Source organism: Mycobacterium sp. SMC-11 (assembly GCF_046250095.1).
Classification (GTDB): domain Bacteria; phylum Actinomycetota; class Actinomycetes; order Mycobacteriales; family Mycobacteriaceae; genus Mycobacterium; species Mycobacterium heraklionense_A.
The window spans coordinates 4,450,561-4,475,730 of sequence record NZ_CP176430.1 but is presented as its reverse complement, the minus strand read 5'-3'; the positions used below and the strand labels follow the sequence as shown (position 1 = coordinate 4,475,730).

29 protein-coding genes and 1 tRNA gene are annotated in these 25,170 nt (G+C 67.8%); 15 read left to right on the top strand and 15 right to left on the bottom strand.

All coding sequences use genetic code 11. The annotated features are described in order from the left end of the window. Positions 1 to 12: 12 nt before the first annotated feature. The 7 genes from ACKY0X_RS21245 to ACKY0X_RS21215 all read right to left on the bottom strand — a co-directional run bounded on the left by ACKY0X_RS21245 (position 13) and on the right by ACKY0X_RS21215 (position 5,349). Complete coding sequence (locus ACKY0X_RS21245) at positions 13 to 762, bottom strand: hypothetical protein (RefSeq protein WP_409427589.1); 750 nt, start codon at positions 760 to 762, stop codon at positions 13 to 15. Next, positions 759 to 1,499, bottom strand: coding sequence for a hypothetical protein (locus tag ACKY0X_RS21240; protein ID WP_409427588.1), 741 nt, complete (start codon positions 1,497 to 1,499; stop codon positions 759 to 761). The genes ACKY0X_RS21245 and ACKY0X_RS21240 overlap by 4 nt, the downstream gene beginning before the upstream one ends. Before the next feature lie 9 nt (positions 1,500 to 1,508). Beyond that, positions 1,509 to 2,264, bottom strand: a complete 756-nt coding sequence (locus tag ACKY0X_RS21235) for a hypothetical protein (protein ID WP_409427587.1) — start codon at positions 2,262 to 2,264, stop codon at positions 1,509 to 1,511. Positions 2,265 to 2,292: 28 nt separating this feature from the next. Next, positions 2,293 to 2,601 carry a hypothetical protein gene (locus ACKY0X_RS21230; RefSeq protein WP_019737957.1) on the bottom strand — a complete coding sequence of 103 codons (309 nt, stop codon included), beginning with the start codon at positions 2,599 to 2,601 and terminating at the stop codon, positions 2,293 to 2,295. 70 nt (positions 2,602 to 2,671) lie between these two features. Further along, complete coding sequence (locus tag ACKY0X_RS21225; protein WP_409427586.1) at positions 2,672 to 3,916, bottom strand: amidohydrolase; 1,245 nt, start codon at positions 3,914 to 3,916, stop codon at positions 2,672 to 2,674. Then, positions 3,913 to 4,911, bottom strand: a complete 999-nt coding sequence (locus ACKY0X_RS21220; RefSeq protein ID WP_409429730.1) for a phosphotransferase family protein — start codon at positions 4,909 to 4,911, stop codon at positions 3,913 to 3,915. The genes ACKY0X_RS21225 and ACKY0X_RS21220 overlap by 4 nt, the downstream gene beginning before the upstream one ends. Before the next feature lie 93 nt (positions 4,912 to 5,004). Then, the gene (locus ACKY0X_RS21215) at positions 5,005 to 5,349 is read right to left on the bottom strand and encodes a nuclear transport factor 2 family protein (protein ID WP_409427585.1); all 345 of its coding nucleotides are present in this window, start codon (positions 5,347 to 5,349) and stop codon (positions 5,005 to 5,007) included. Between the two features lie 75 nt (positions 5,350 to 5,424). Between ACKY0X_RS21215 and ACKY0X_RS21210 the strand changes: the two genes are divergently transcribed. From ACKY0X_RS21210 to ACKY0X_RS21185, 6 genes are all read left to right on the top strand, one after another. Then, entirely contained in the window at positions 5,425 to 6,129 is a 705-nt protein-coding gene (locus ACKY0X_RS21210) for a response regulator transcription factor (RefSeq protein WP_409429729.1), read from the top strand. Further along, positions 6,107 to 7,615, top strand: coding sequence for a sensor histidine kinase (locus tag ACKY0X_RS21205; RefSeq protein ID WP_409427584.1), 1,509 nt, complete (start codon positions 6,107 to 6,109; stop codon positions 7,613 to 7,615). The genes ACKY0X_RS21210 and ACKY0X_RS21205 overlap by 23 nt, the downstream gene beginning before the upstream one ends. Positions 7,616 to 7,726: 111 nt before the next feature. After that, positions 7,727 to 7,912 carry a hypothetical protein gene (locus ACKY0X_RS21200; protein ID WP_409427583.1) on the top strand — a complete coding sequence of 62 codons (186 nt, stop codon included), beginning with the start codon at positions 7,727 to 7,729 and terminating at the stop codon, positions 7,910 to 7,912. 4 nt (positions 7,913 to 7,916) lie between these two features. After that, positions 7,917 to 8,051, top strand: a complete 135-nt coding sequence (locus tag ACKY0X_RS21195; RefSeq protein WP_256364631.1) for a hypothetical protein — start codon at positions 7,917 to 7,919, stop codon at positions 8,049 to 8,051. 46 nt (positions 8,052 to 8,097) lie between these two features. Next, entirely contained in the window at positions 8,098 to 9,969 is a 1,872-nt protein-coding gene (locus ACKY0X_RS21190) for an alkyl/aryl-sulfatase (protein ID WP_409427582.1), read from the top strand. Positions 9,970 to 10,003: 34 nt separating this feature from the next. Continuing rightward, positions 10,004 to 10,648: a histidine phosphatase family protein gene (locus ACKY0X_RS21185; protein WP_046282685.1), complete on the top strand. Its 645-nt coding sequence runs from the start codon at positions 10,004 to 10,006 to the stop codon at positions 10,646 to 10,648. A gap of 9 nt (positions 10,649 to 10,657) precedes the next feature. Here ACKY0X_RS21185 and ACKY0X_RS21180 read toward each other — a convergent pair whose 3' ends face one another. Continuing rightward, a complete protein-coding gene (locus ACKY0X_RS21180; protein ID WP_046282686.1) occupies positions 10,658 to 10,987 on the bottom strand; it encodes a lipopolysaccharide assembly LapA domain-containing protein in 330 nt (109 codons plus the stop codon). Between the two features lie 104 nt (positions 10,988 to 11,091). On the opposite strand from ACKY0X_RS21180, the gene ACKY0X_RS21175 reads away from it, so the two are divergent. Further along, positions 11,092 to 11,688, top strand: a complete 597-nt coding sequence (locus tag ACKY0X_RS21175; protein ID WP_409427581.1) for a putative glycolipid-binding domain-containing protein — start codon at positions 11,092 to 11,094, stop codon at positions 11,686 to 11,688. Here ACKY0X_RS21175 and ACKY0X_RS21170 read toward each other — a convergent pair. Beyond that, positions 11,654 to 12,595, bottom strand: a complete 942-nt coding sequence (locus tag ACKY0X_RS21170) for a prephenate dehydrogenase (protein ID WP_409429728.1) — start codon at positions 12,593 to 12,595, stop codon at positions 11,654 to 11,656. The two genes, ACKY0X_RS21175 and ACKY0X_RS21170, sit on opposite strands and share 35 nt — an antisense overlap. An 84-nt stretch (positions 12,596 to 12,679) precedes the next feature. Here ACKY0X_RS21170 and ACKY0X_RS21165 point away from each other — a divergent pair, with 84 nt between their 5' ends. The 3 genes from ACKY0X_RS21165 (at position 12,680) to ACKY0X_RS21155 (ending at position 13,785) form a co-directional block, all read left to right on the top strand. Then, a complete protein-coding gene (locus ACKY0X_RS21165) occupies positions 12,680 to 13,201 on the top strand; it encodes a tRNA adenosine deaminase-associated protein (protein WP_046282688.1) in 522 nt (173 codons plus the stop codon). Further along, positions 13,198 to 13,665 (top strand): nucleoside deaminase, encoded by a 468-nt coding sequence (locus ACKY0X_RS21160; protein ID WP_409427580.1) that lies wholly within the window; start codon positions 13,198 to 13,200, stop codon positions 13,663 to 13,665. Before ACKY0X_RS21165 ends, ACKY0X_RS21160 begins: the two co-directional genes overlap by 4 nt. A gap of 29 nt (positions 13,666 to 13,694) precedes the next feature. Further along, positions 13,695 to 13,785, top strand: a tRNA-Ser gene (locus tag ACKY0X_RS21155). Between the two features lie 77 nt (positions 13,786 to 13,862). Here the strand turns inward: ACKY0X_RS21155 and ACKY0X_RS21150 are convergent. From ACKY0X_RS21150 to ACKY0X_RS21135, 4 genes are all read right to left on the bottom strand, one after another. Beyond that, positions 13,863 to 14,705 (bottom strand): formate/nitrite transporter family protein, encoded by an 843-nt coding sequence (locus tag ACKY0X_RS21150; protein WP_409427579.1) that lies wholly within the window; start codon positions 14,703 to 14,705, stop codon positions 13,863 to 13,865. A 164-nt stretch (positions 14,706 to 14,869) separates the two neighbouring features. Next, positions 14,870 to 15,193, bottom strand: coding sequence for a DUF4333 domain-containing protein (locus ACKY0X_RS21145; RefSeq protein WP_409427578.1), 324 nt, complete (start codon positions 15,191 to 15,193; stop codon positions 14,870 to 14,872). A 364-nt stretch (positions 15,194 to 15,557) separates the two neighbouring features. After that, entirely contained in the window at positions 15,558 to 17,021 is a 1,464-nt protein-coding gene (locus ACKY0X_RS21140) for a neutral zinc metallopeptidase (protein ID WP_409427577.1), read from the bottom strand. Positions 17,022 to 17,023: 2 nt separating this feature from the next. Further along, entirely contained in the window at positions 17,024 to 17,764 is a 741-nt protein-coding gene (locus tag ACKY0X_RS21135; protein ID WP_409427576.1) for an Rv3717 family N-acetylmuramoyl-L-alanine amidase, read from the bottom strand. 50 nt (positions 17,765 to 17,814) lie between these two features. Between ACKY0X_RS21135 and ACKY0X_RS21130 the strand changes: the two genes are divergently transcribed. Continuing rightward, positions 17,815 to 19,173 carry a WS/DGAT/MGAT family O-acyltransferase gene (locus ACKY0X_RS21130; RefSeq protein WP_409427575.1) on the top strand — a complete coding sequence of 453 codons (1,359 nt, stop codon included), beginning with the start codon at positions 17,815 to 17,817 and terminating at the stop codon, positions 19,171 to 19,173. Positions 19,174 to 19,176: 3 nt separating this feature from the next. Then, on the top strand, positions 19,177 to 19,653 hold the full coding sequence (locus ACKY0X_RS21125) for an NUDIX domain-containing protein (protein ID WP_409427574.1): 477 nt from the start codon (positions 19,177 to 19,179) through the stop codon (positions 19,651 to 19,653). Here ACKY0X_RS21125 and ACKY0X_RS21120 read toward each other — a convergent pair. After that, positions 19,650 to 21,503 (bottom strand): fatty acyl-AMP ligase, encoded by a 1,854-nt coding sequence (locus ACKY0X_RS21120; RefSeq protein WP_409427573.1) that lies wholly within the window; start codon positions 21,501 to 21,503, stop codon positions 19,650 to 19,652. The genes ACKY0X_RS21125 and ACKY0X_RS21120 overlap by 4 nt on opposite strands. Positions 21,504 to 21,684: 181 nt before the next feature. Beyond that, entirely contained in the window at positions 21,685 to 22,101 is a 417-nt protein-coding gene (locus tag ACKY0X_RS21115) for a DUF302 domain-containing protein (protein WP_409427572.1), read from the bottom strand. A gap of 78 nt (positions 22,102 to 22,179) precedes the next feature. Between ACKY0X_RS21115 and ACKY0X_RS21110 the strand changes: the two genes are divergently transcribed. Genes ACKY0X_RS21110 through ACKY0X_RS21100 form a run of 3 tightly spaced genes read left to right on the top strand, consistent with a single transcriptional unit; the run spans position 22,180 to position 25,169 of the window. After that, positions 22,180 to 23,097 (top strand): haloalkane dehalogenase, encoded by a 918-nt coding sequence (locus tag ACKY0X_RS21110; RefSeq protein ID WP_409427571.1) that lies wholly within the window; start codon positions 22,180 to 22,182, stop codon positions 23,095 to 23,097. Between the two features lie 16 nt (positions 23,098 to 23,113). Further along, positions 23,114 to 24,148, top strand: a complete 1,035-nt coding sequence (locus ACKY0X_RS21105; protein ID WP_409429727.1) for an ATP-dependent DNA ligase — start codon at positions 23,114 to 23,116, stop codon at positions 24,146 to 24,148. A 1-nt stretch (position 24,149) separates the two neighbouring features. Then, entirely contained in the window at positions 24,150 to 25,169 is a 1,020-nt protein-coding gene (locus ACKY0X_RS21100; protein WP_409427570.1) for a DNA polymerase domain-containing protein, read from the top strand. Position 25,170: the final 1 nt, after the last annotated feature.

Here is a 25,170-nt window from a genome sequence, read left to right as displayed (position 1 = left end):
ACGCGCCGTCGGCTAGGACCGCCCGCTTCGTCTATCGCTGCGCGGGGTGGAGGTGTTCGGTGCGAACCATGCCCTCTTGGCCTGCCAGGACCTCGCCAGCCCATAGGCGAAGATCGACACCGAGAGACAGACGCAGGCCCAGATCGCCGGGCCGGCGTCGCGGTCGATACAGATCGAGATGATTCCGGCCAGGCAGGCCGCCACCGCGAAAGTCATTGCCGCCAGGTACAGCACGAGCGTCGTCCGGGCCCGGTGGTCGTGCCGCAGCGACAACATCAGCCGAGCGACGTAACCGGTCAGGTACAACAACACCACAGTGCCGGTCACCTCGAAGGCCGCCACCCAGTGATCGCCGGCCAGCGTGGCGAACAGATCTGGCTCGAAGCCCCGATCGGTATTGAAGAACGCCACCAGCATCACCGCGACGCACAAACCGACCGGCACCAGGAGGTGCTTGCGCATGATCGGCCACACGTGCGCGGGATCGGTGAGCCGCACCAGCATGTGGTAGATGTTGCCGATCACCCCGGCGAGCAGGCATAGCAAACCGAGCACCTGCTGGGCGTTCCACCGCCCCAGCACGTCGTAGAGGGTCGGACCCAGCTCGGTGCCCGCCCAGGGCGTCAGCAAGAGCAGGGCAAGACCCTCCATCGCGATGGCAAAGGTGGCGCCGGCCTCCCAGCGTGATCGCCAGGTGTCGCGACGAACCCACAGGCAATAGATGACCATCGCTACGGTGGCCAGGATGAACGCCGGTGTCATTGCGCGCCGATCACCGACTCGTCGCCGTTGGCGGTAAACCAGGCGCTCTTGGCTTTCCAGGATCGTGCGGACCCGTAGGCGAACGTGCCCACCGCCAGGCAGATGCAGAGCCAGATCCCGGGGCTGGCGTTGTCACCGTCGACCCACGTCGAACCGATCACGATCAGACATGCTGCCGTGGCGAATGCCATCGAGACCAGGTAGAGGTCAATGGTGGGCTTGGCGCGCGGATCGTGCCGCAGCGTCAGCATCAGCCGGGTGACATAGCCGCTCAGGTAGATCACCAGCGCACTGCCGACCACTTGGTACAGCTCCATCCAGGCGTCGGTCCTGAGTGCGGCGAAGACATCAGGCTGGTAGTCCTGATCGGAGCGTAGGTAGGCCGGGACCATCACGGCGATGCCCAACCAGATCGGGATCATCAGCTGGCGGCGCATGATGAACCGCACTTGATCGGGGTCGGCCAGACGCACCAGCATGTGATAGATGTTCGCCGTGACGGCCACGATCAGGCACACGTGGCCGATCAGCTGCTGAACGTTCCACACCCCCAGGCCGTTGTGCAGTACCGGGCCGATCTGGGCTCCGGCCCACGGCGACATCAGTAGCAGCGCACAGGCTTCCAACGCCAACGCGAAGGTGGCGGCGTTCTCCCAGCGCGTCCACCAGGTGTCGCGGCGAACCCAGAGGCTATAGGCGACGACTGTCAAGGTGGCGACAATGATTCCGGACGTCATCGGGTGCCCTCACGACAGGGCTTGCGGAGGATTCTGCTGCGCAACCGGACGATCACTGCTGGTGAACCACGCGGCTTTGGCCTGCCAGGAACGGGCCGAACCGTAGGCGAAGATCGCCACCGAAATACATGCGCACAGCCAAATCAGCGGGCTGACATCGGCTTTGGACCAGGCGTTGCTCAAAAGTGCCATGATGGCCGCCACCGCGAAGGCCGTAGAGGCCGTGTAGAGCTCGACGGTCTCTTTGGCGCGTGGATCGGATCGCAGCATCGACAGCACCCGTGTCGCGTAGCCAGACAGGTAGATCAGCATCAGGGACAACAGCACCCAGTACGCGCGCGCCCAGGCACCGCCGCCCCCGAGCGACGAGAAGCCGTCCGGTCGATAGCCGGCGTCGGCGATGAGGAACACTGCCACCATCGCCACCACACCGGCCTGTAGGGGCAACTGCACGTGCAGGCGGAACAGCGGGCGGACTTGGTCGAAGTCGGCCAGGCGTGCCAGCACATGGTAGATGTTGGACGCGATGGCGACGACGAAGCAGATGTGACCGGCCAGCTGCTGGATGTTCCATATCCGCATGACATGGTGCAGCGCCGGGCCCAGGGCCTCGGCTGCCCATGGCGACATCAGTACGAGCGCGAAGGTCTCCAGTGCGATCGCCAGGGTGATACCGATCTCCCACCGCGACCACCACGTATCGCGGCGCACCCACAGGGTGTACAGCGCCACCGCCACGGTGGCACCAATTAACGCCGACGTCATGCGTCGACGGTACTTCCTAGCGGTCCGATTAGACGGGCGGTTTGTCCAGATCCGCCTTCAGATCACCCAGCCGCAGCGGCCGTGATGAGGACTCCAGGTATTCGGCGACGGCGTCGTGCTCGATCAATCCGAACCGTACCTGCAGGTCGACGGGGTTGAGGCCGAAGTACCGGGCGACTCGGATCAGATTGTCCGCGCTGATCAGTCGGCCCTCATGGGCCGCCTTGTAGTAGGCGGACTTGCGATAGCCGAATGCCTCGTAGACCTCGGTCGCTCCTAGCGGCCTGCCCACGAGGTAGGGCAACACGACGGTTGGGTCTTTGTGACGATCGTCCACAGCAATACACCTTAGCTCGTCTTCGTGGACCGCACAAGTGTTTCAGAAACTCGGCGGCGTGTAATTACTACTAAAACCGACTGGGAGTAAGCAATTCAAGCATTGCACGGGCTGCAATCCTGGTTCCGAGCGGGATAGCGGAAAGGTCGACCATATAGTCCGGCGAGTGCGGTGTATAGGGGAACAATTGACCCTTTTCCGCGGACTTCGCGTACACCTGTGGATCGGCCACCCCTACCAGCAGATATGCCAGCGGTACATCGGCGTGCGGCCCTTTGAGCAGGTGGCAATCCTCCGAGCCGGTCAGTGCCGGAAGCTGGCGCACGACGTTGTCCGGGCCGAGCAGATCGCCCAGCGCGGTTGCCACCCGGTCGGTCAGCGCGGTGTCGTTGACTAGTGGGGTGGCACCACCGGCCATGTTGACCTCCGGCAGCCGGTCTTCGGGCATGCCGTAGCTGCGTGCGATGCCCGTGCAGATCGCCTCAATGCGGCTCAGCATCGTTTCGCGCACGGCCGGGTTGAACCAGCGCAGATTGACTTTGAGCAGTGCCCGGTCCGGAATGACGTTGTAGGCACTGCCGGCCTGTACCGAGCCGACCGTCAGCACCGCCGTCTCGCTGGGGGCCACGGCCCGGCTGACAATGCTCTGGAACTGCACGACCGCCTGCGCCGCCATGAGCACCGGGTCGCGGGCCAGCTGGGGCATCGATCCATGCCCGCCGACGCCGTGGAACACGATGTCGAGCTGATCGGTACCGGCCATCCGTTCTCCGCCGACCGCGGCGACCATGCCGACCGGTACCGGCGCGGTGTGCAGCGCCAGGAAAGCGTCCGGTCGCGGAGCGACGTCATAGAGGCCCGCGTCGATCATGGCTTGGGCGCCGGTGATCAGTTCCTCGGCGGGCTGTCCGATCAGCACCGCGGTGCCCGCCCAGGAGTCGGTGGTCTCGGCGAGCACCTTGGCCAACCCCAACATCCAGGTCACGTGCGCGTCGTGGCCGCACATGTGTCCCAGTGCCGGGTTGCTGCTGGCGTAGTCCAGGCCGGTGGCCTCGGGAACTGCCAGCGCGTCCATGTCGGCCCGGTACATCACCGCCGGGCCCGGGCCGTTGGCCAGCACCGCCACCACGCCGGTGCGACCGATCCCGGTGGTCACCGTGAAGCCGAGGTTGCCCAGTGCCTGCGCGGCGGTGCGCGCGGTGCGCACTTCCTGAAACCCCAACTCGGGGTTGCGGTGCAGGTCTTTGAAGATGTCGACCAGACGCCGCGTGTCGGCCTCAACGATCCGGTCGATGTCGTCGATACGCTCCGTCATTTCGCGCTCGCCATCCAGGTCTGGGCCCGGTCGAAGAGCCAGACGGCGGCCTCGTGCAACTGATCGCCCACTTCCTTCTGCGCCATGCCTGCCGACGCCCGGGCCAGGGTGCCCTCGATCACGATGGCCAACTTGAAGGCGGCCATCACCGTGTACCACCCGATATGCGTCAGATCGCGAGAACTGCCCGCGGCGTAGCGCTGCACCAGGTCATCGGGGGAGGCCAGCCCGTCCATGCCGGTCAGCGTGTGGCTGAACACGCTGGACCCGTCATCTTGGCGCCAGGTGGCCAGCAGCCAGCCCAGGTCCAACAACGGGTCCCCGATGGTCGACATCTCCCAGTCCACGATGGCCGCCACCTCCGGTCCGGTGGGGGAGAACATCACGTTGGCCGCGTGATAGTCGCCGTGCAGGATCCCCGGCTGCCAGGACGTCGGCACATTGCGCTGCAGCCAGTCGGCGACGTCGTCGAGTCCGGGCAGGTCGGGCCCGGGGTAGTTCTCGAACTGCCGGTAGGAGTCCAGTTCGGAAAGCCACCGCGGCACTTGGCGTTCCAGGAAGCCGTCGGGTTTGCCGTAGTCCGCCAACCCCACCGCGACATGGTCGACAGCACCGAGCTTCGCCAGCGCGTCGGCCATCGACAGTCCCATCCCGTACCGGACCGTCGCGTCGCCGGCGTGCAGGGCGGGCAGTTCCCCACTCGCGTTGAACCCGTCGACCGGCTCCATCAGGTAGAACACCGCGTCACCGAGCATCGCCGGGTTGTCGCAGACCGCGATCAATCCCGGATGGGGCACGTCGGTGCCGGCCAACGCGGCCAGCAGCCGGGTCTCCCGCAGCATCACCGCGTTGCTTCGCGGTCGCAGATGCCGTGGGCCGCGCCGCAACACGTAGCTGCGGCCGGATCGGGTGAACTGCAGCATGACGTTCTGGGTGCCGCCGGACAGCTCGGTGACGTTTTCCAGCGGGCCCTCGCCCAGGCCCGTGGCGGACATCCAGTCCGCGACCGCTTCGAGGTTCACGGGGGGAAACCTAACCCGTCAGCCCGCGCCGATTCAGTGGTTTCGCGGGCCCCGATTTCAGCGGCGTCAGCTCTTGGGTCGGACCTGCTGGGAGATCGTCTGCACCCGGATCGAGTCATCGCCGAACAGGAAGGTGTCTACCCCGTCGACGCTGAAACCCGGTGCGTCCAGGGTCCATTCCAGCAGCAGCACGTTGCCGCTGTAGGTCTGTGACTTGATCTCGAAGGTGGCGTCGGCCAGTGCGGCGGACAGCTGGCTGAACGCCGCCCGGATGCCGCTGCTGCCCTGCGCCACGCCGGCGGCGGTGATCAGCTCCGATTCGTCGGTGTAGTCGACGAGCAGCTCGTCGACGTCGCGGGCGAGCAGAGCCTGGAGGTGGTGGTCGAAGATTTCCTGCGGTGAGCGTGCCATGCGATGAACATATCGGCGCTACCGACATACTGGAACGTGATGTCTGCGCCACGGGGATCGGTCGAACGCGTCGTGATGTCGCGCGCCGACGGCAAGCCCATCACGGTGCTTGTGGTCGACGATGAGTCGGTGCTGGCCGAGATGGTGTCGATGGCGCTGCGCTACGAGGGCTGGACTACCGCGACGGCGGGGGATGGCGCTTCGGCGATTGCCGCCGCCAAGGCCGAACGCCCCGACGTCGTGGTGCTCGACGTGATGCTTCCCGACATGAGCGGACTTGACGTTCTGCCCAAGCTGCGGGAGATCAACCCGCGGCTGCCGGTGCTGTTCTTGACCGCCAAGGACGGCCTCGAGGACCGCATTGCGGGGTTGACCGCCGGCGGCGACGACTACGTCACCAAGCCGTTCAGCATCGAAGAAGTGGTGTTGCGGTTGCGGGCGCTGTTGCGCCGCGCCGGGGTGAGCACCGCCGAGGCCGGCGCCCAGATAGTGGTCGGTGATCTGGTGCTCGATGAGGATTCCCATGAGGTGACCCGCGGCGGTGACCCGATCACGTTGACGTCCACCGAATTCGAGCTGCTGCGTTACCTGATGCACAACGCCAAGCGGGTGCTGTCCAAGGCGCAGATCCTGGACCGGGTGTGGGACTACGACTTCGGCGGCCGAGCCAACATCGTCGAGCTCTACATCTCCTACCTGCGAAAGAAGATCGACAACGGCCGAGCGCCGATGATCCACACGCTGCGCGGTGCGGGCTATGTGCTCAAGCCGGCTCCCTAATCTCTGGCGCCCCTGGTCGCTGCGGGCGCGGCTGCTGGCCGGTCAGATTGTGCTGCTCACCGTGGCCTGCCTGGGTATCGGCGCGGTGACGGAGCTGGCCCTCTACCAGTATCTGGTCGGCCAACTCGACCATCAGCTCTCCGACGCCGCGCGCCGCTCCGCGCGGCTGCACGGCCAGCCCCTGCCGCCGCCCGGGCACCGGCACCACCGGCCGCGGCCGGGTCCCGGCCCGGACTTCCTGGACGCCCCCGGCCAGCCGGCCGGCATGGTCGGTGCCGTGATGGAAAGCGGGAGCGCTCCCGGGCCCGGTCAAGACGTCGAGGCGGGTTATCTGAGCATCTCGGGTCAGCGGGAGGAGCTGAGTCCGTCCGCCACAACACGATTGATCGACGTGTCGGCCGGGGAACCGCCGGTGACGCGTCGCCTCGACGGTGTGGGCCGCTACCGGGTGGTCGCGACCACCGCTCGACGTGGCGACGACGTGATCGTCACCGGGCTGCCGCTAGCCGGGGTGGACGACACCATGGTCCGGGTGCTGCTGATCTTCGGGCTGGTCACCCTGGTGGCGGTGGCCGCGGTGGCCACCGCGGGCAGTGTGGTGATCCGGCGAGCACTGACCCCGCTGCGCCGCGTCGCGCAGACCGCCGGGGAAGTCGCCGGCCTGCCGTTGGATCGCGGTGAGGCGACGCTGCCGGTGCGCGTCGCCGAATCCGACGCCAATCCCCGCACCGAGGTCGGACAACTGGGCGCCGCGGTCAACCGGATGCTCGACCACATCGCTGCCGCGCTGTCTACCCGCCAGGACAGTGAGACCCGGGTACGCCAGTTCGTCGCCGACGCCAGTCATGAGTTGCGCACGCCGCTGACCGCGATCCGCGGTTACACCGAATTGGCGCAACGCATTCCGGTATCAGACGGAGCGGACTCGCAAGCCCTGGCGCATGCGTTGAGCCGGGTGCAGTCCGAGACCGAGCGGATGACCCAACTGGTCGAAGACCTGCTGCTGCTGGCCCGGTTGGACTCCGGCCGGCCGCTGGAGCATGAGCCGGTGGACCTGTCCCGGCTGGCGGTCGACACGGTCAGCGACGCCCACGTGGGAGGACCGGACCATCAGTGGCAACTCGATCTGCCCGACGAGCCGGTGACGGTGCCCGGCGACGCCGCCCGGTTGCACCAGGTGGTGGCCAACCTGCTGACCAACGCCCGCGTCCACACCGGCCCGGGAACCGTGGTGACCCTTCGGCTGGGTGTCGACGGCGACGAGGCCGTGCTCAGCGTCACCGATGACGGCCCGGGAATCCCCGCGGAGTTCCTGCCGGAGATCTTCCAACGGTTCGCCCGCGGCGACACCTCCCGGTCGCGCAAGGGCGGCAGTACCGGTCTCGGGCTGGCGATCGCCTCGGCGGTGGTCCGTGCGCACCGGGGCACCATCGCCGTCAGCAGCGAACCCGGCCGGACCGCGTTCACCGTGCGCCTGCCCCGCTAGCCCCATCTCCGCGAGCGTGCGTGTCTGTCCGGCGACACGCCGGGTTTGCCGTACAACTGCGCACGTTCGCCCCCGGGTTTGCAGCCGCCGCCCCGCGGGTAGGCGACCCAGATGAATCCCGAACTGCCTCCCGAACCGGGCCGGCCGGAAGAGCCGCCACACCGGCGTGTTCCCGAAGAGCCGCCGGAACGACTGGTGCCCACGGAACCGCCGGAACGACTGGCGCCCGCCGAGGTGCCCGAACGGCTGGTTCCCGAAGACCCGCCGGCCCCGCCCGACGACACACCGGAGAAGTGATCCCATGCGTGCTGAAGAAGGCGACGAATCCATCCGTGACTACGCGCACGAGGCGCGCGAGACCCGCGACCGGGTCGCCCGCCCATCGTGGCCGACGCGGCTGCGTCACGCACTGACCTCGTTGCGTCGGCGCCACTGACGCGACAACCGCACGGCGGCACAGCATTGATGGCAAGCTGGACGCCATGGAAAGCCAGCCGGTGAGTGCAACGATCGAAGCCGCCCACGCCGCGCACCTCAAGGCGCTGCCCTTTGGCGACACAACGGATTTCGCCGACGCAGACCGCGGCTTCATCGCCGCATTGACACCGTGCGTCATCACCGCGGCCGACGGCCAAGTGGTTTGGGATAACGACAGCTACGACTTCCTCGCCGGTGACCCGCCGACCTCGGTGCACCCGTCGCTGTGGCGCCAATCGCAGCTGGCCGCCAAACAGGGCCTCTATGAAGTGGTCGAGGGCATCTACCAGGTGCGCGGCTTCGACATCTCCAACATCACCTTCGTCGAAGGCGACTCCGGGGTCATCGTCATCGATCCGCTGATCTCCACCGAGGTCGCCGCCGCCGCACTGAAGCTCTACCGAGAGCACCGCGGCGGGGACCGCCCCGTCACCGCGGTCATTTACACCCACAGCCACGCTGACCATTTCGGCGGCGTGCTGGGCGTGACCTCGCAGGCCGACGTCGACGCCGGGCGGGTGGCCGTGCTCGCCCCCGAGGGCTTCATCGAGCACGTGGTGGCCGAGAACGTCTACGCCGGCACCGCGATGCTGCGCCGGGCCGGCTACATGTACGGCACCGTGCTGGCCCGAGGCCCGCGCGGGCAGGTCGGCTGCGGCCTGGGGCAGAACACCTCGACCGGGGAGGTGTCGGTCATCGTCCCCACCGTCACTATCTCCCAGACCGGCGAGTCCCATGTCATCGACGGCGTACAGATCGAATTCCAGATGGCGCCGGGTACCGAGGCGCCGGCCGAAATGCATTTCTATTTCCCGCAATTCCGGGCGCTGTGCATGGCCGAGAACGCCACCCACAACCAGCACAATCTGCTGACGCTGCGTGGTGCGCTGGTTCGTGATCCGCGGGCCTGGGCCGGCTACCTCACCGAGGCCATCGACACCTTCGCGGGACGGGCTGACGTCGTCTTCGCCTCGCACCATTGGCCGACATGGGGCACCGAGCGAATCACGGAGTACCTGGGGCTGCAGCGTGATCTATACGCCTACCTGCATGACCAGACGCTGCGGCTGCTCAACCGCGGCTTCACCGGGATCGAGATCGCCGAACAGTTCCAGCTGCCGCCCGCGCTGGAAAACGCCTGGCACGCCCGCGGTTACTACGGCTCGGTGAGCCACAACGTCAAGGCCGTCTACCAGCGGTATCTGGGCTGGTTCGACGGCAACCCGGCCCGGTTGTGGCCGCACCCGCCCGAGGCGCTGGGGCCCCGTTACACGGCAGCGCTGGGCGGCGTGGACCGCGTCGTCGAACTGGCCGAAGCGGCCTTCAACGACGGCGATTTCCGTTGGGCCGCAACCCTGCTCGACCATGCGATGTTCACCGACGCCGACCACGCCGGGGCGCGCAGGCTCTACGCCGACACGCTGGAACAACTGGCCTACGGGGCGGAGAACGCGACCTGGCGCAACTTCTTCCTCTCCGGCGCCACCGAATTGCGCACCGGCAACTTCGGCACCGTCGGCCAGGTGACCTCGGTGGCGCTGATCTCGCAACTGAGCCCCGAGCAGCTCTTCGAGAGCCTGGCGATCCGGATCAACGGCCCGCGGGCCTGGGACCTGGCGCTGGCCCTCGACGTCTCGTTCGCCGACACCGGGGTCAACTATCGCCTCACCCTGCGCAACGGGGTGCTCGTGCACCGCAAGACGCCGGCGGACCCGGACAGCGCGGACGTCACCGTCACGGCGCCCACCAAGCTGGCGCTGCTGGCGGCGCTGCTGGGCAATGCTGGGCTGGAGGTCTCCGGCGACCAGAGCGCCTGGGCGAACCTGCTCGGTGCACTGGACAACCCCGACCCGAACTTCAACATCGTCACCCCGTAAGGCCGGGCCGAGCTGGCCCCTTAGGGTGAAACTCATGCAGTTGCTGCTGATTCGCCATGCCCTCCCGCTGCGCAGCGAGTACGGCCAGGGCTCAGACCCCGAGTTGTCCGAGACCGGCTTCGCCCAGGCGCAACGCCTGCCGGACGCGCTGGCGCGGTTCCCGATCACCCGGCTGGTCAGCAGCCCGCAGCGTCGTGCGATCCAGACCGCCGAGCCGCTGGCCGCGCAGCTCGGCCGCAGCGTCGACATCGATGAGCGGTTCGCCGAGTACGACCGCGATCTGGCCGGCTATCTGCCCGTCGAACAGTTGCGCACCGAACGGCCCCAGGATTGGGCCCGGATGGCGCAGGGGCACCTGCCCGCCGACGTCGACGAGGCCGCGTTCTGCGCCCGAGTCGCTGACGCGGTCGCCGACGTGGTGGCCGGCTCAGGTCCCGACGACACGGTCGCGGTGTTCAGCCACGGCGGCGTGATCAACGTGATCCTGCACCAGGTTCTGGGCACCCAGCGGCTGCTGTCGTTTCCCATCGACTATGTGTCGATCACCAGGCTGCTGTACTCGCGGTCGGGCCAGGCGGCAGTGGCATCGACGAACGGCACCGAGCATGTCTGGGACCTGCTGCCGCGCAATCAGGCCCGCTTGCCCGGCGGTGACGAAAGCGGCGAAGCCGCGGGCTGATCCGGCGGGCTACCGCCGAGCCGCGAGGGTCTTCTTGGCGGCGCGACGCAGCTGGAAGATCCGCGCGGTACCCACCAGGGCCGTCACCAGCCCGCCGCAGATCGCCGCCAGCAGGATCGCCACGCCCTTCGGCAGGCTCCAGGTCCAGGTCAAAAACGCCAGGTCGACCGGATCCGTGTTCTGGGTGACGAACACCAGCAACACGATCAGGACCAGAAAACCAGCGATCAGTGCGCTCCACAGCGCGCCGGCACGGGTGAACGGCATCGTCGCCGCAGGCGGCGGAGTGCTGGCTTCGCCCGCAGGCGGGTCGACGGGCACGCTCGGGTCGCTGCTCATGAGGACATCTTGCCGCGTAGCACCCAGAAATGAACGGGTTCCGGTGAGTTTGCGCATCGGGGGGCCTGACTGCGGATCGTTGGCCGGTCGCTTACGGTGGGTTGGTGAGTGCAGCCCCGTCCGGCCAGTGGCCGGCGATTCTGACCTGGCGGGCGCCCGACGCCCCTCGGATGGAATCGGTACGTGTGCAGCTGTCCGGAAATCGGATTCGGGCCAATGGCCGCATCGTGGCCGGGGCCACCGCCGACCATCCGGCGTTCGGCGTCTATTACGACCTGCACACCGATGAGTCCGGCGCCACCAAACGGCTGGGGCTGACGGTCACCCTCGCCGAACGGGAACGCCAGCTGGTGATCGCCCGCGACGAAGAGAACATGTGGCTGGTCACTGACGCCCGGGGCCAGTCCCGCGCCGGCTATGACGGTGCCCTGGACATCGACATGCTGTTCAGCCCGTTCTTCAACACCTTGCCGATCCGGCGGGCCCGGCTGCACGAGCGCGCGGCAGCGATCACCCTGCCCACGCTGTACCTGAACCTGCCCGACATGTCGGTGGTGGCGGCGACCGCCAGCTACAGCAGTGCCGGGACCCAGCCTGGCATCAAGGTGATCACCCCGGGCACCGATGCCCGCGGCACCACCCTCACCGTCGATGCCGACGGCTTCGTCATCGACTATCCCGGGTTGGCAACGCGGATCTGATCACCCCGCCGGCCCGGCCGGCGGCGGCCAACTCGCGGCGCCAGTCCTTGGCACCGACGACGACCGTGACGATCTCGCTGCGGGGGAAGTTGTCGTAGCGCGTGCGGGCGGCGTGCCCATGATTGACCAGTTCGGCCACCGAATCCGAGGCCGACAGCGAATCACGCGCATCGGCCAACAGCGCGATCGCGCGATCCAGCGCCGGCAGCAGCCGCTGCCAGTTGGCCTCACACATGGCCCGGACCAGGTCCGGAGCCGTTCCGGCCACCCGGGTGCCGTCGCGGAAGGAGCCGGCGGCCAGCGCGAACGCCAGCGGTACGTCGGCCGCGGTCACGGCTAGCGCCTCAGCCATCAGGTGCGGCAGATGGGAGATGGCGGCCGCGGCCGCATCGTGTTCCTCCGAGCGCGCCGGTACCGCCAGCGACCCGCAGTCCAGAATCAGGTCCAGCACCTCAGCGAACACCGCCGGGTCCACGTGGTCGTCGACGCTGATCACCCACGGTGCGCCCTGGAACAGATCGGCGTGCCCGGCCGGCCAACCGGAGTGGGCGGTGCCAGCCATCGGATGGCCGCCGACGAAGCGAGCCTGCAGTCCAGCGGCGGTGATCTCGTCGAGAACCGGGCTCTTGACGCTGGTGACATCGGTCAACGGGCATTCGGGTGCCAGGCGGCCGATGGGGCCGAGCAGCATCGGCAGCGCCGGCACCGGGACGGCGATCACGATCAGCGCACCGGTCGCCGCGGCCCGCTTCAGGGCCGTTTCGAGCTCGGTGGTGGCGTCGAATCCGTCGGCGACGGCGGCGTTCACCCCGTCGGCCGACCTGTTGTAGCCGAACGCCGTCCGGCCTGCCGCCGCGGCCGCACGCAGCACCGAACCGCCGATCAGGCCGAGTCCCAAAACACACACCGGAGTTTTCACTGCGCTTACTGCCACCTGTCCAGGTTGGCACACGCTGGTCAAGGGCGTAAGCGGCGACTACCGTAGGCGCCCATGGGAGCACAGAGCTCGTCTGCACCGGGCCGGCCGGCAGAGACGCTGGACGGTTTTGGAGTGGCTGTTGTGCGCGAAGACGGCAAGTGGCGTTGCACGTCGATGCGTGCCGCGGCCCTTACCAGCCTGTCCACAGCAGAGACCGAGCTACGTGAACTGCGCAGCGCCGGAGCTGTTTTCGGTCTGATCAATGTTGACCACGAGTTCTTCGTGATCATCCGGCCGGGTCCGGCCGGCACCCGCCTGCTGCTCTCGGATGCCACCGCAGCCCTGGATTACGACCTTGCCGACGAGGTGCTTGAGGAGATCGACGCCGACATCGACGCCGACGACCTGGAGGATGCCGATCCCTTCGAGGAGGGCGATCTGGGGGTGCTGTCCGACATCGGCCTGCCGGCCGCGGTGCTGGGCGTCATTCTCGACGAGTCCGACCTGGCCGTCGACGAGCAGCTGCACCGAATCGCCAACGAGATGGGTTTCGACGAGCAGCTCACCGCGGCGCTGCCGCGACGCAATCGGTGAGCGGTCCGCTCACCGACGAGGACCTGATCCGCGCGGCCCTGGCGGCCGCCGGCCAGGCCGGACCCCGTGATGTGCCGGTGGGTGCGGTGGTGGTCGGTCCCGACGGCACCGTGCTGGCCCAGGCGGCCAATGCGCGCGAAGCTCTGTCGGACCCGACCGCGCACGCCGAACTGCTGGCCATCCGCGCTGCCGCCGCCGTCCTCGGTGACGGTTGGCGGCTGACCGGCGCGACCTTGGCCGTCACCCTGGAGCCGTGCACCATGTGCGCGGGCGCACTGGTGGCCGCGCGGGTGGAGCGCCTGGTGTTCGGGGCCTTCGAACCCAAGACCGGGGCGGTCGGTTCGCTGTGGGACGTCGTGCGGGATCGCCGGCTCAATCATCGCCCCGAAGTGCGAGGTGGAGTGCTCGCCGCAGAGTGCGCTGCACCACTGGAAGCGTTCTTCGCCCGGCAGCGATTGGGTTGATGGCCGCTTCATTGGGTACGCTGTCCCGCGGTGGCGTGTCCGAGCGGCCTAAGGAGCACGCCTCGAAAGCGTGTGTGGGGTAACCCCCCACCGAGGGTTCAAATCCCTCCGCCACCGCCAAATGCCCCCTATCTGCACTTGCAGGTAGGGGGTCATTTTTGCGTTCGCTGGACGTCGGGCCTTGCCGGCTGCGGCCGTCAGACTCCGGCGGTCACTTCCTTCTGCAGCGCCGAAGTGTTGCGCTTGGGTGCGGTCCGCGAATGAGTCGCGTACATCGCCAACCCGGTGAATGCCAGTCCGCCCACCAGGTTGCCCAGCACCGTGGGAATCTCGTTCCACTCGATGTAGTCGAGGATGGTGAAGTGCCCGCCGAGCATCAGGCCGGAGGGGAACAGGTACATGTTGACGACCGAGTGCTCGAATCCCATTGCGAAGAACAGTGATACGGGTAGCCACATGGCGATCACCTTTCCGGTGACGTCGGTGGCCAGCATGGCCCCCACCACGCCGGTGGAGACCATCCAGTTGCACAACATGCCGCGCACGAACAAGGTCAGCATGCCCGGAAAGCCGTGTGCGGCATAGCCGAGCGTGCGAGCCTCGCCGATGTGCCCGATCGCCTGACCGATTTCGTTGGGCGGGCTGGAGAAGCCGTAGGTGAACACGATCGCCATCAGCACCGCGACGGTGAAGGCACCGGCGAAGTTGCCGAGGAAGACCAGTCCCCAGTTGCGCAGCACCCCGCCGATCGTGACACCGGGACGCTTGTCGAGCCAGGCCAGCGGCGCCAACACGAACACACCGGTCAGCAGGTCGTATCCGAGCAGGTAGAGGATGCAAAAGCCGGCCGGAAACAGCATTGCCCCGATGATCGCGTGACCGGTCTGCACCGTCATGGTCACCGCGAACGCCGCGCCCAGCGCCAGCGTCGCACCGGCCATGAATGCGCGGATCAGGGTGTCGCGGGTGGACATGAAAATCTTGGACTGGCCGGCGTCGATCATCACATTGATCAGCTCGGGCGGTTTGACGTAGGTCATCGAACTCCTCGGGGCCATACGGCGCAGTAGTTGGATCGGCGCGTGTGACCCTATTTCGCTGCGGCCCGCTCGGGCCTAGCTGGTCAGCCAACTCCTAGCCAGCCCACAGACGTTGCCCAACAACGTCTTTGCGGTGACTTTTGCGCGTTTTACCAGCTAAGACCTCACCGCGGACGGTCGACCGCATACGTCCCGGCGTCGTCGGTGAACTCCACGAGCACCCGGCGCTGAGCGCCGTCGACAGTGACCACACAGCTGAAACTGGTGCCCTTGCGCACGGTCGGATTCACCCCGTTGTTGCATCGAACATTGGTCACGTTGTCGCGTCCATAGCCGTTGATCGGGTCGGCGAGCACCTGGCGAACACCGTCTTGGGCCTTGAGCACATCGAGCTCGACGGGGCCCGAGCCGCCGACGGTGCCACGCAGCACCAACATCAGAAGCACGCCGAGGACGAGCAGTCCGGTCAGGCCCGCGGCGATCAGCACGGCGCGGTTCGACGGAGGTTGCGGGCTCGCCGGTTTCGGGGCACCGGCATCCGAGCCCGCCCGCGGCTGGCGACGGTCCGGCGGTACCGGAGGCCGAGGGCCCGACGGCGGCGGCCGGTGCGGCTGCGGGGGCGCCGGCACTCGGTGCGGCGGGGGTGTGGGGGGCCGGCGGACCTCCAGATACCAGGGCCGTTCAGGCGGCCGCGGCCGCTGCGGTGGTGGTCCCTGTGGCCCACCTGGCGGTCCACCTGGCCCACCCGGTCCGCGCGGCCCCTGCGGCTGCTGTGGTGGCCGCGGTATCGGCGTGGTCCGCCGCTCCGGCCGTTCGCGCGGGTCGTCTGGACGGTTCATGGCGTCACGCTCATCACGGGAACCGCTCGAAGCATCCGTCGATGTCGCCGTGCAGCCCGGAGCGGAACGCGAGGATCCGGGTGAAACCCGCCGGCACGGTGTTGTCCTCGGCATCGCTGGCGACGATCCCGTTCATCAGCAGGCCCGTCACCGCCTCGTCGAGATCCCCGCCGGCCAGCGTCAAGCCCTGGCCGGATGACAGCGCCATGGGCTCGGCCATCCGACGCTGGGCCACCCCGGTCAGGCACGCGGTGCGCAACGCCGCCGCCGCCGACTCCAAGCCGACCTCGCGTTCCCGTTGCACCGCAAGCGCATACCGCGACGTGACGGCCGACAAACCAGTGTTGTCGCCCTGCGGCATACCCAGCGTCGACTGATCGGTCGGCGCGCTCATCTCCTGCAGTCCGGCCAGATCGACGACTATCAGGTTGGACTCCGGGCAATAGGCCACCGGGTCGGGGCGGCGGCCACTGGGGCATTTGCCCGACGTGGCCAGCTCCGGCGGGCGGGACAAGCCGAAGATCTGGCCCAGCTGCTCCATCAGGGTCGACAACACCGACGCGTCGATCGTGAGATCGCTTTGCGGATTCTCGGAATCGAACAGGGAATTGGGCAGATTGCCACGGCGCTTGCGGATCTCGTCCATGTCGATCTCGGCGCACATCGCCGCGCCGCCGTCGAAGCCGGTTTGGAAGGCACCGACCCGGTCCAGTGCGGTGCCATGCTCATCAGAGATCGAGACCGGATTGTCCGGCGTCGACACCGGGTCGCGGATCACGATCAGCCCGGCCAGCACATGGTTGAGGCCGTCGCCGGTGCTCAACTGCACCCGTGCGGAACTGCCCGCGGCCACCCACTGCAGATACACCCCGGCAAAACAGTCGGCCTGCTGTTCGCGGACCAGGGTGCGCGTCAGCGGGTTGACGATTCCCGCCATGTTCTGCAGGGCGTGCCCGTATTCGTGAGCCAGCGTCCCATTGATCGCCATGTCGCCGAAGTACTTTCGGGCGGTGGGCAAGAATTTGGCGCGGTCCCAGGCCATCGTGTCCATCCGACGGCAATACATCGCGTTCGGCAGATGGTAGACGTCGCCGCCGCACACCGACGGGCCGTCTGCGTCGGTGGAGTCATACGACATCAGCGTCGAGACCGGCTGGAAGCGTCCGCGCAGCGCCTCGGCGTAGTGCTGCGTCCAGAAGTCCTCGATGTCATCGATTGCCAGCAGAGACAGGCGGTCGATGTCTCCGCCGTCGCTGTTTTGCACCCGGGCGGTGACCGCCGGAACGTCGCCGCGCGGGCCGCTGGGCCCCTCCGCGGTAGGCAGCCCGCCGACCCGTCCGGGGTCATACAACATCGATATCGCGTGCCCAGCGATCACCGTCGGCGTGGTGTTCTGTGCGCACCCCGTCAGCGCCAGAGTCAGGGCGGCCACCCCGAAGAGTGTTCTGGCGGTAAGGCCGAATCCGCGTTGAGACATCGTCACCTGCTGAGGTAGGCCACGATCCCGTTGGTGACCGCCGCGGCGTACTGCGCTCGCCCGTCGGCACTTTCCAGCAGCGCCGCGTCCTGGGCATTACGCATGTTGCCCAGCTCGACCAGCACCGCCGGATACTCGGCCAGATTCAGCCCGGCCAGATCCGCTCGCCCGTACAGGCCGTCCGCCCCGAGATAGGTGGACTGGGGAATTCCCGCGGCCAACAGGGAATCCCGGATGTCGCCGGCCAGCGCCACCGCCGGCCCGGACTGGGCGTCGTTGAGCGCTGGGCTGGAGTAGTTGACGTGAAAACCGCGGCCTGAAGCGGGCCCGCCGTCGGCGTGGATGGACACGATCGCGTCCGGGTGCGCGGCGTTGGCCGCGGCGGCGCGCGCGTCGATGCACGGGCCTACCGAGGTGTCGTCGCCACGCGAGAGTTCGGTGCGCACGCCCAGCCGGTCGAGTTCCGCCCGGATCCGGTTGGTCACGTCCCAGTTCAGGCTGTGCTCGGGGTAGCCGTCGTCGGCGGCGGTTCCGCTGGTCTGACAGGGCTTGGTGCCGCCGCGCCCGTTGGGAACCTGCCGGGCGATTGAGGCGTCGTTGGCGCCGCTGTGCCCGGGGTCCAGAAACACCGTCTTGCCGGCGACGGCGGGGCTGGCGGGATCTGCGGGAGCGGCGGGCGCGACAATGCCGGCCGCGAGCAAGCACGCGGCCGCGGTGACACAGACAACGGCCCGCCGGCGCACGGGGCAAGACTAGCAAGCGGCCATGGGCCCCTCCGGGGTCTAATGGGTTGATGCAGCTGATGTCACCGCTCGACTCGGTCTTTCTGTTGACCGAAACGCGTGAGCACCCCATGCACGTCGGCGGGCTGATGTTGTTGGAGCCGCCGGAGGGCTCCGGACCGGAATTCGTCGGCGAGATCTACCGGGGCCTGCTGGGCGCCCGTGATCTGCAGCCCGCGTTCCGGAAGCGCCCGGCGTCGCTGTTCGGTGGCGTTTCGAGTCTGCGCTGGGCCTTCGACGACGACGTCGATCTGGAGTACCACGTGCGGCGCTCGGCGTTGCCGGTGCCCGGGCGAGTGCGCGACCTGTTGGAGCTGACCTCGCTGCTGCACGGCAGCCTGCTTGACCGGCATCGCCCGCTGTGGGAAGCCCACGTGGTGGAGGGGCTCAACGACGGCCGGTTCGCCGTCTACGTCAAGATCCACCACTCGCTGATCGACGGTGTCTCGCTGCTGCGGTTGATGCGCCACACGCTCTCGACCGACCCGCGGGAGTCGGAACTGCGTACCCCGTGGTCGGTCCGGCCCCAGTCGCGGCCGCGCCCGGATTCTCCGTCACCGTTGAGCGAACTGACCTCGATGGTCAAAGGCGTTGCCGCCCTGGGGCCGTCGACGGTGAAGCTGGCGCGTGCCGCACTGGTGGAGCAACAGCTGACCCTGCCGTTCGAAGCGCCGCGCACCATGTTCAACGTCAAGATCGGCGGCGCCCGCCGCTGTGCGGCGCAGTCCTGGCCGGTGGAGCGGGTGATCGCGGTAAAACGGGCGGCCGGCGTCACCCTCAACGACGTGGTACTGGCGATGTGCGCCGGCGCGCTGCGTGGCTACCTCGATGAGCGCAACGCCCTGCCGGACCATCCGCTGGTGGCGATGGTCCCGGTGAGCCTGCGTACCGAGGCCGAAGCCGACTCCGGCGGCAACATGGTCGGCACCATCTTGTGCAACCTGGCCACCGACATCGAAGACCCGGCGCAGCGGCTGGAGACCATCAGCGAGTCGATGCGCCGCAACAAGAAGGTGTTCAGCGAGCTGCCGCGCACCCAGGCGCTGGCGTTGTCGGCGGCCAACATGGCGCCGCTGGCCTTGGCGGCCATCCCCGGATTCGTCTCGGCGGCCAAGCCACCGTTCAACATCGTCATCTCCAACGTGCCCGGCCCGGCCGAGCCGCTGTACTGGCGGGGCGCCCGCCTGGACGGCAACTATCCGATGTCGATCGCGCTGGACGGGCAGGCCCTGAACATGACCGTCGTCAGCAACGCCGGAAACCTTGATTTCGGACTGGTCGGCTGCCGTCGCTCGGTTCCGCACCTACAACGCCTGCTCGGGCACCTGAACACCGCGCTGGAAGACCTGGAACACGCCGTGGGGGTGTGAGACGTGGCCAAGCGCAGCGCGGGGCTGCTGGTGTACCGGCCGAGCGCCGACGGCGGAGTCGAGGTGTTGATCGCCCACCCCGGTGGCCCGTTCTGGGCGCGCAAGGACGACGGGGCCTGGTCGATCCCCAAGGGTGAACAACCCGAGGGTGAGGACCCGTGGGACACCGCGCGACGTGAATTCGCCGAGGAGCTTGGCCTGCAGCCGCCGGACGGCGAGCGCGCTGATCTGGGTGAGGTGCGCCAGGCCGGCGGAAAGGTGGTCACGGTGTTCGCCGTCGGCGGCGACCTCGACGTGACCGACGCCCGCAGCAACACCTTCGAACTGGAGTGGCCGCCGCGGTCGGGCCAACGACGGGAGTTTCCCGAGGTTGACCGGGTCGGCTGGTTCTCGGTGCCCCAGGCGCGAATCAAGTTGTTGGCCGGGCAGCGGCCCATCCTCGACCGACTGGTCGACTACCTAGGGGCTACGCAGTCCTAATTGTTGGCGGGATTTGGCGGTGTGCCTTGTTGCTGCTGACGGCGCTGCGCCAAGCTGGAAACGATCATCCGGGCCAGCGTGCTCGCTCCGGTTGCGCCGGGTGCCTGCGGGTGCCGTACGGCCGGCACCGCTGGAGCGTGCCACTGCGCCAGCGCATTGAGTTCGCCGGCGAGGAACTGTCGCCGGCATTCGCCCCGTTGAATCTTGCCGCTTGAGGTGGTGGGCACCCGCATCGCCGGCACCAGCAATACGTCATCGGCGTCCAAACCGTGCTGCTGGCTGACCGCCGCGCGGATGGACTCCATGATTCCGGCATAGTCGCTCTCGGCGACCTGCAGCCGATAGTCCAGTTCCTGCACGATCACCAGGCGGCTGTCGGCATTCGGTTTCGGTTGCACCGCGAAGACCGCGCCGCGGTCGGGTAGCAATGCGGGATGGCTGCCTTGCACCGTCGGCTCGATGTTGTTCGGGAAATAGTTGCTGTCGCCGATGGTGATGAGGTCATTCCACCGTCCGGTGACGAATACCTCGCCTTTGCACAAGAATCCCATGTCGCCGGTGCGCAGGAAGGGGCCCTCGCCGGTGTCTGCCAAGAACCCGGCGAACGAATGCGCATTCTCCTCCGGCCGTGACCAGTAGCCCTGGGTAACGCTGAGCCCCGATACCCAGATCTCGCCGACCTCATCGGGTCCGAGTTGTTGGCGGGTCTCCGGATCAACGATCACGACCCGCTGGCCGAACACCGGGGGACCACAGCTGACCAGTGCGAGGCCGTCGTCGGTGCTGGCATCGACCGCTCGGTTTTGGCTCAGCGCTGCGCGGTCTATGTATCGGACGCCGGCGACACCAGGACCGGGGTCTCCGGTGACCAACAGGGTCGCCTCGGCCAGCCCGTAGGCCGGACGAAACGCTTCCAGCCGGAACCCTGACGGAGCGAAGGCGTCGGCGAACTCCGCCATCGTCTGTGCGTCTATCTGCTCGGAACTGATCGCTGCAGTGGTCCAGTGCGAGAGATCCAGTGCCGCACGTTGTTCGGGGGTGCTTTGTTTGACACACAACCGGTAGGCGGCGTTCGGCGCCGCGGTCGTGGTCGCGCGATAGTGAGACATCGCTTCCAACCACGCCATCGGCCGCTGGAAGAAGACGATCGGGGACATCAACACGGCGCTGCAGCCGACGTAGATCATCTCCAGTACGCCGCCGATCAGTCCCATGTCATGCTGCTGCGGCAGAAAGTAGACGTTGATCTCGTTCTCGTCGCCGCGCCAGGCCCGCCGAATGGCTTCCAAGTTGTGCATGAGGTTGCCGTGGGTCACCACCACACCCTTGGGTGATTTGGTCGAACCGGAGGTGTACTGGATCAAGGCCGTGGTGCTCGGGTCGATGGCGGGCGGTTGCCAATCATCGGGATCGCCCGCTTGGTCGGTGGCGCACCACCGCAAAGCTGACATACCGGGCACATCGCCGGCCACTGCCTGCAGTTGTTTTTGGGTAGCGGAGGTCGCGACCGCGAAGGAGGCTTGCGCGTCGGGCGCGACCAATTTCAGGCGCGGCAGCGGAGTATCCACTGGCACCGCAGTCACCCCGGCGAAAAAGCAGCCGAAGAAGCTGACGATGTTGTCCAGGCCCGGTCGGCAGATCACCAGTGCCCGCTGCCCCGCAGCCCCCTGACGTTGCAGGTTGGATGCGATTGCCCGTGCCCGAGTGTCGAGTTCCCGGTAGGTCAGGGTGGCGCTGACGGTCTTGCCGTCGGGGGCGAAGCTGAACGCGACTTTGTCCCCGTATCGGTCGGCCTGCAGCCGAAGCAAGTCCACCAGGGTGGGCGTTTTTGGAATGTACTGCTCTGGCATGCCCACACCATAATCCGTACCCCCAGCGGCGTGACTAGGAGCGTTGCGTCTCCGAGTGGCCGGCGCACCACTGCTCCGGAGGCACCTGAGCCTTCACCTCTGCGATGTGCTCGCCGCACCCGTCCCAGGTGGTCTTACCGCAGACTCGGCAGGGCACGGGGTAGCACATCGGCGGTTCCTTTCAGGGGGTGCGCAACGCAACCGCCAGCGTATCGATGACGGTGCGGATTTTCTCGCTCACCTCGTCGGCGATCGCTGCCAACGCCGGATTGTCGATGACCTGGGCCATCAGTTGCGGATTCATGGCCTCCACCAGCACCGTGCCCGGCCGCTCGGTGTCTTCGCGGACCACGACGTTGCAGGGCAGCAGCACCCCGATGCGCTTCTCGGCGGTCACGGCCCGGTGGGCCAGCGGTGGATTGCAGGCACCCAGGATCAGGTAGCGCTCCATCTCCTCGCCGAGCTTGGCTTTCAATGTTGCCTGCATATCGATTTCGGTCAGCACGCCGAAGCCGTTGTCCTTCAAAATCTCTCGGGTCTTCGCGGTGACTGCGTCGAAATCGGCGCCGGTCACTGCTGTGCTCATTGCCACGGACATTCCAGACCTCCTTGGTCGCGTTGAACCCAGTCTATCAGACACCCCCGGGGGTATATGCCGACGCGGTATCGTCGCCTCATGCAGACCCTGCGAACCCCCGACGACCGGTTCGCCGGCCTCCCGGATTTCCCCTACCCGCCGCAGTTCTGCGACCTCGACGACCTGGACGAGGACGAGCCCGGCGGCACACTGCGGGTGGCGTGGGTTCAAGACGGCCCCGAAGACGGGGACCCGATCCTGATGCTGCACGGCGAACCGTCGTGGTCGTACCTGTACCGCAAGATGATGCCGATCCTGGCCGAGGCCGGGTATCGGGTGATCTGTCCGGACCTGGTCGGATTCGGCCGGTCGGACAAGCCGACCCACGCGCAGGACCACACCTATGCGCGCCATGTCGAATGGATGCGTGCGCTGGCGTTCGACGTCCTCGACCTGCGCAACGTCACGCTGGTGTGCCAGGACTGGGGCGGGCTGATCGGGCTGCGGGTGCTCGCGGAGAACCCGGACCGGTTCGCCCGCGTGGTCGTGGCCAACACCGGTCTGCCCACCGGGGACATTCCGATGCCGAAGGTCTGGTGGCGCTTCCGGGAGGCGATCCAGAGCGCACCGACGATCAACGTCGGATGGTTCGTGCAGGCCGGATGCCGCCGGCCGATGAGCGACGCCGTGCGGGCCGGCTACGACGCCCCGTTCCCCGACGACAGTTACTGCGTCGGTCCCCGGACCATGCCGTCGCTGATCCCGACCACGCCCGAGGATCCCGCGGCCCCGGCCAACCGGGCGGCCTGGGCTGCGCTGTGCGCCTCGCAGACCCCGATGCTGGTCGCGTTCAGTGACGGCGACCCGATCACCGGGGCCATGGCGCCGATCTTCGAGCGCGAGATGGCCGGTGCGCACGGCCGGGCGCACCCGATGATTCACGACGCCGGGCACTTCCTGCAGGAGGATGCCGGCGAAGAACTCGCCCGCCACATCGTGGAGTTCCTGCGCCGCTGAGACTCCACCGCCCATGATGGACACCATGGACCTGCCCGTGGCCTCACCGGTAGCCCCGATGCTCGCCAAGGCGGCCGCCAAGGTTCCCGACCAACCGGGCGCCTGGAGCTATGAACCCAAATGGGACGGCTTTCGCGCGATCGTGTTCCGCGACCGCGACGATGTGCTGCTGCAGTCCCGCAACGGCAAACCGCTGAGCCGGTACTTCCCGGAGCTGCTGGAGGCGCTGCGCGCCGAGACCGCCCCGCGCTGTGTGCTCGACGGCGAGGTGGTGGTGCCGCGGCAGATCGGCGGGCGGACCCGGCTGGACTGGGAGTCGCTGAGTCAGCGGATCCATCCCGCCCAGAGCCGCGTGCAGATGCTCGCCGAGCAGACCCCGGCACAGTTCATCGGTTTCGACGCGCTGGCCACCGGTTCGGCCTCGCTGCTCGACGAGCCGTTCCAGGTGCGCCGCGAGGCGCTGGCCGACCTGATCACCGGTGGCCGCAGTTGCCACGTCACCCGCGCCACCGCCGACCCCGAACTGGCCACGCGCTGGCTCACCACCTTCGAGGGCGCCGGGCTGGACGGGGTGGTCGCCAAGCGGACCGACGGGCCCTACCTGCCCGGCAAGCGCGACATGATCAAGGTCAAACATCACCGCGACGCCGACTGCGTGGTGATGGGCTACCGCATCCACAAAAGCGGTGTCGGCATCGGCTCGCTGCTGCTGGGCCTGTATCGCCCCGACGGCGAACTGATGATGGTCGGCGGCTCGTCGGCGTTCTCCGACGCCGATCGGCTCAAGCTTCTGGCCGAGCTGGAACCGCTGCGCCTCGGTGACGTCCGCGAGGGCGAGGCCAGCCGGTGGAACTCGGCGGCCGACAAGCAGTGGGTGCCGATCCGGCCCGAGCGTGTCGCCGAGGTCGCCTATGACCAGATGGAAGGGGACCGCTTCCGGCACACGGTGAAGCTGCTGCGGTGGCGCCCCGACCGCGATCCGGCCAGCTGCACCTTCGACCAGCTCGAGGTGCCGCTGAACTACGACCTCGCCGACGTACTGGAGACCTGAGATGGCCAGCCCGGAGGAGTTGCAGGTCGATGGCACCGCCGTCCGTTTCACCAGCGGCGACAAGGTGTATTTCCCTCGGTTGGGCGGCGGCGGCACCAAGCGGGCGCTGGCCGACTACTACCTGGCGGTGGCGGGCGGGCCGCTGCTGCACGCCCTGGCCGACCGGCCCAGCCATCTGCAGCGGTTCCCCGATGGCATCGAGGCCGACGAGGTTTACCAAAAGCGGCTGCCGCGGGGTCGTCCGGACAGCCTGCAGTCCTGCCAGGTGACGTTCCCGTCCGGCCGCACCGCCGACGTCCTCAAGGTCACCCGGCCCGCCGACATCCTGTGGGCCGTGCAGATGAGCACCGTGACCTTCCATCCCTGGCCGGTGCGCTGCCCCGACACCGACCACCCCGATGAGCTGCGCATCGACCTGGACCCGCAGCCCGGTACCGGCTTCGCCGAGGCACGGGCGGTCGCGTTGGAGGTGGTGCGCCCGCTGCTCGACGAGCTCGGGCTCATCGGCTACGTCAAGACCTCCGGCGGCCGCGGCCTGCACGTCTACCTGCGGATCAAGACCGACTGGGATTTCATCGAGGTCCGCCGGGCCGGTATCGCGCTGGCCCGCGAGATCGAGCGGCGCGCACCGGACGCGGTCACCGCCTCGTGGTGGAAGGAAGAAAGGGGCGCGCGGATCTTCGTCGACTTCAACCAGAACGCCCGCGACCGCACCATGGCTTCGGCTTACTCGGTGCGGGCCACGCCGATCGCGACCGTCTCGACGCCGTTGACGTGGGACGAGCTGGCCGATGGCGCCGATCCGGACGACTACACCATCAGCACGGTGCCCGACCTGATTGCGCGCCGAGGTGACCCGTGGAGCACCATCGACGACCTCGAACAGTCCCTCGAGCCGTTGCTCGACATGGTGGCTGCCGACGAAGCCCGGGGGCTGGGGGACATGCCCTACCCGCCGAATTACCCGAAGATGCCGGGTGAACCCAAGCGGGTGCAGCCCAGCCGGGAGAAATCGGACTGAG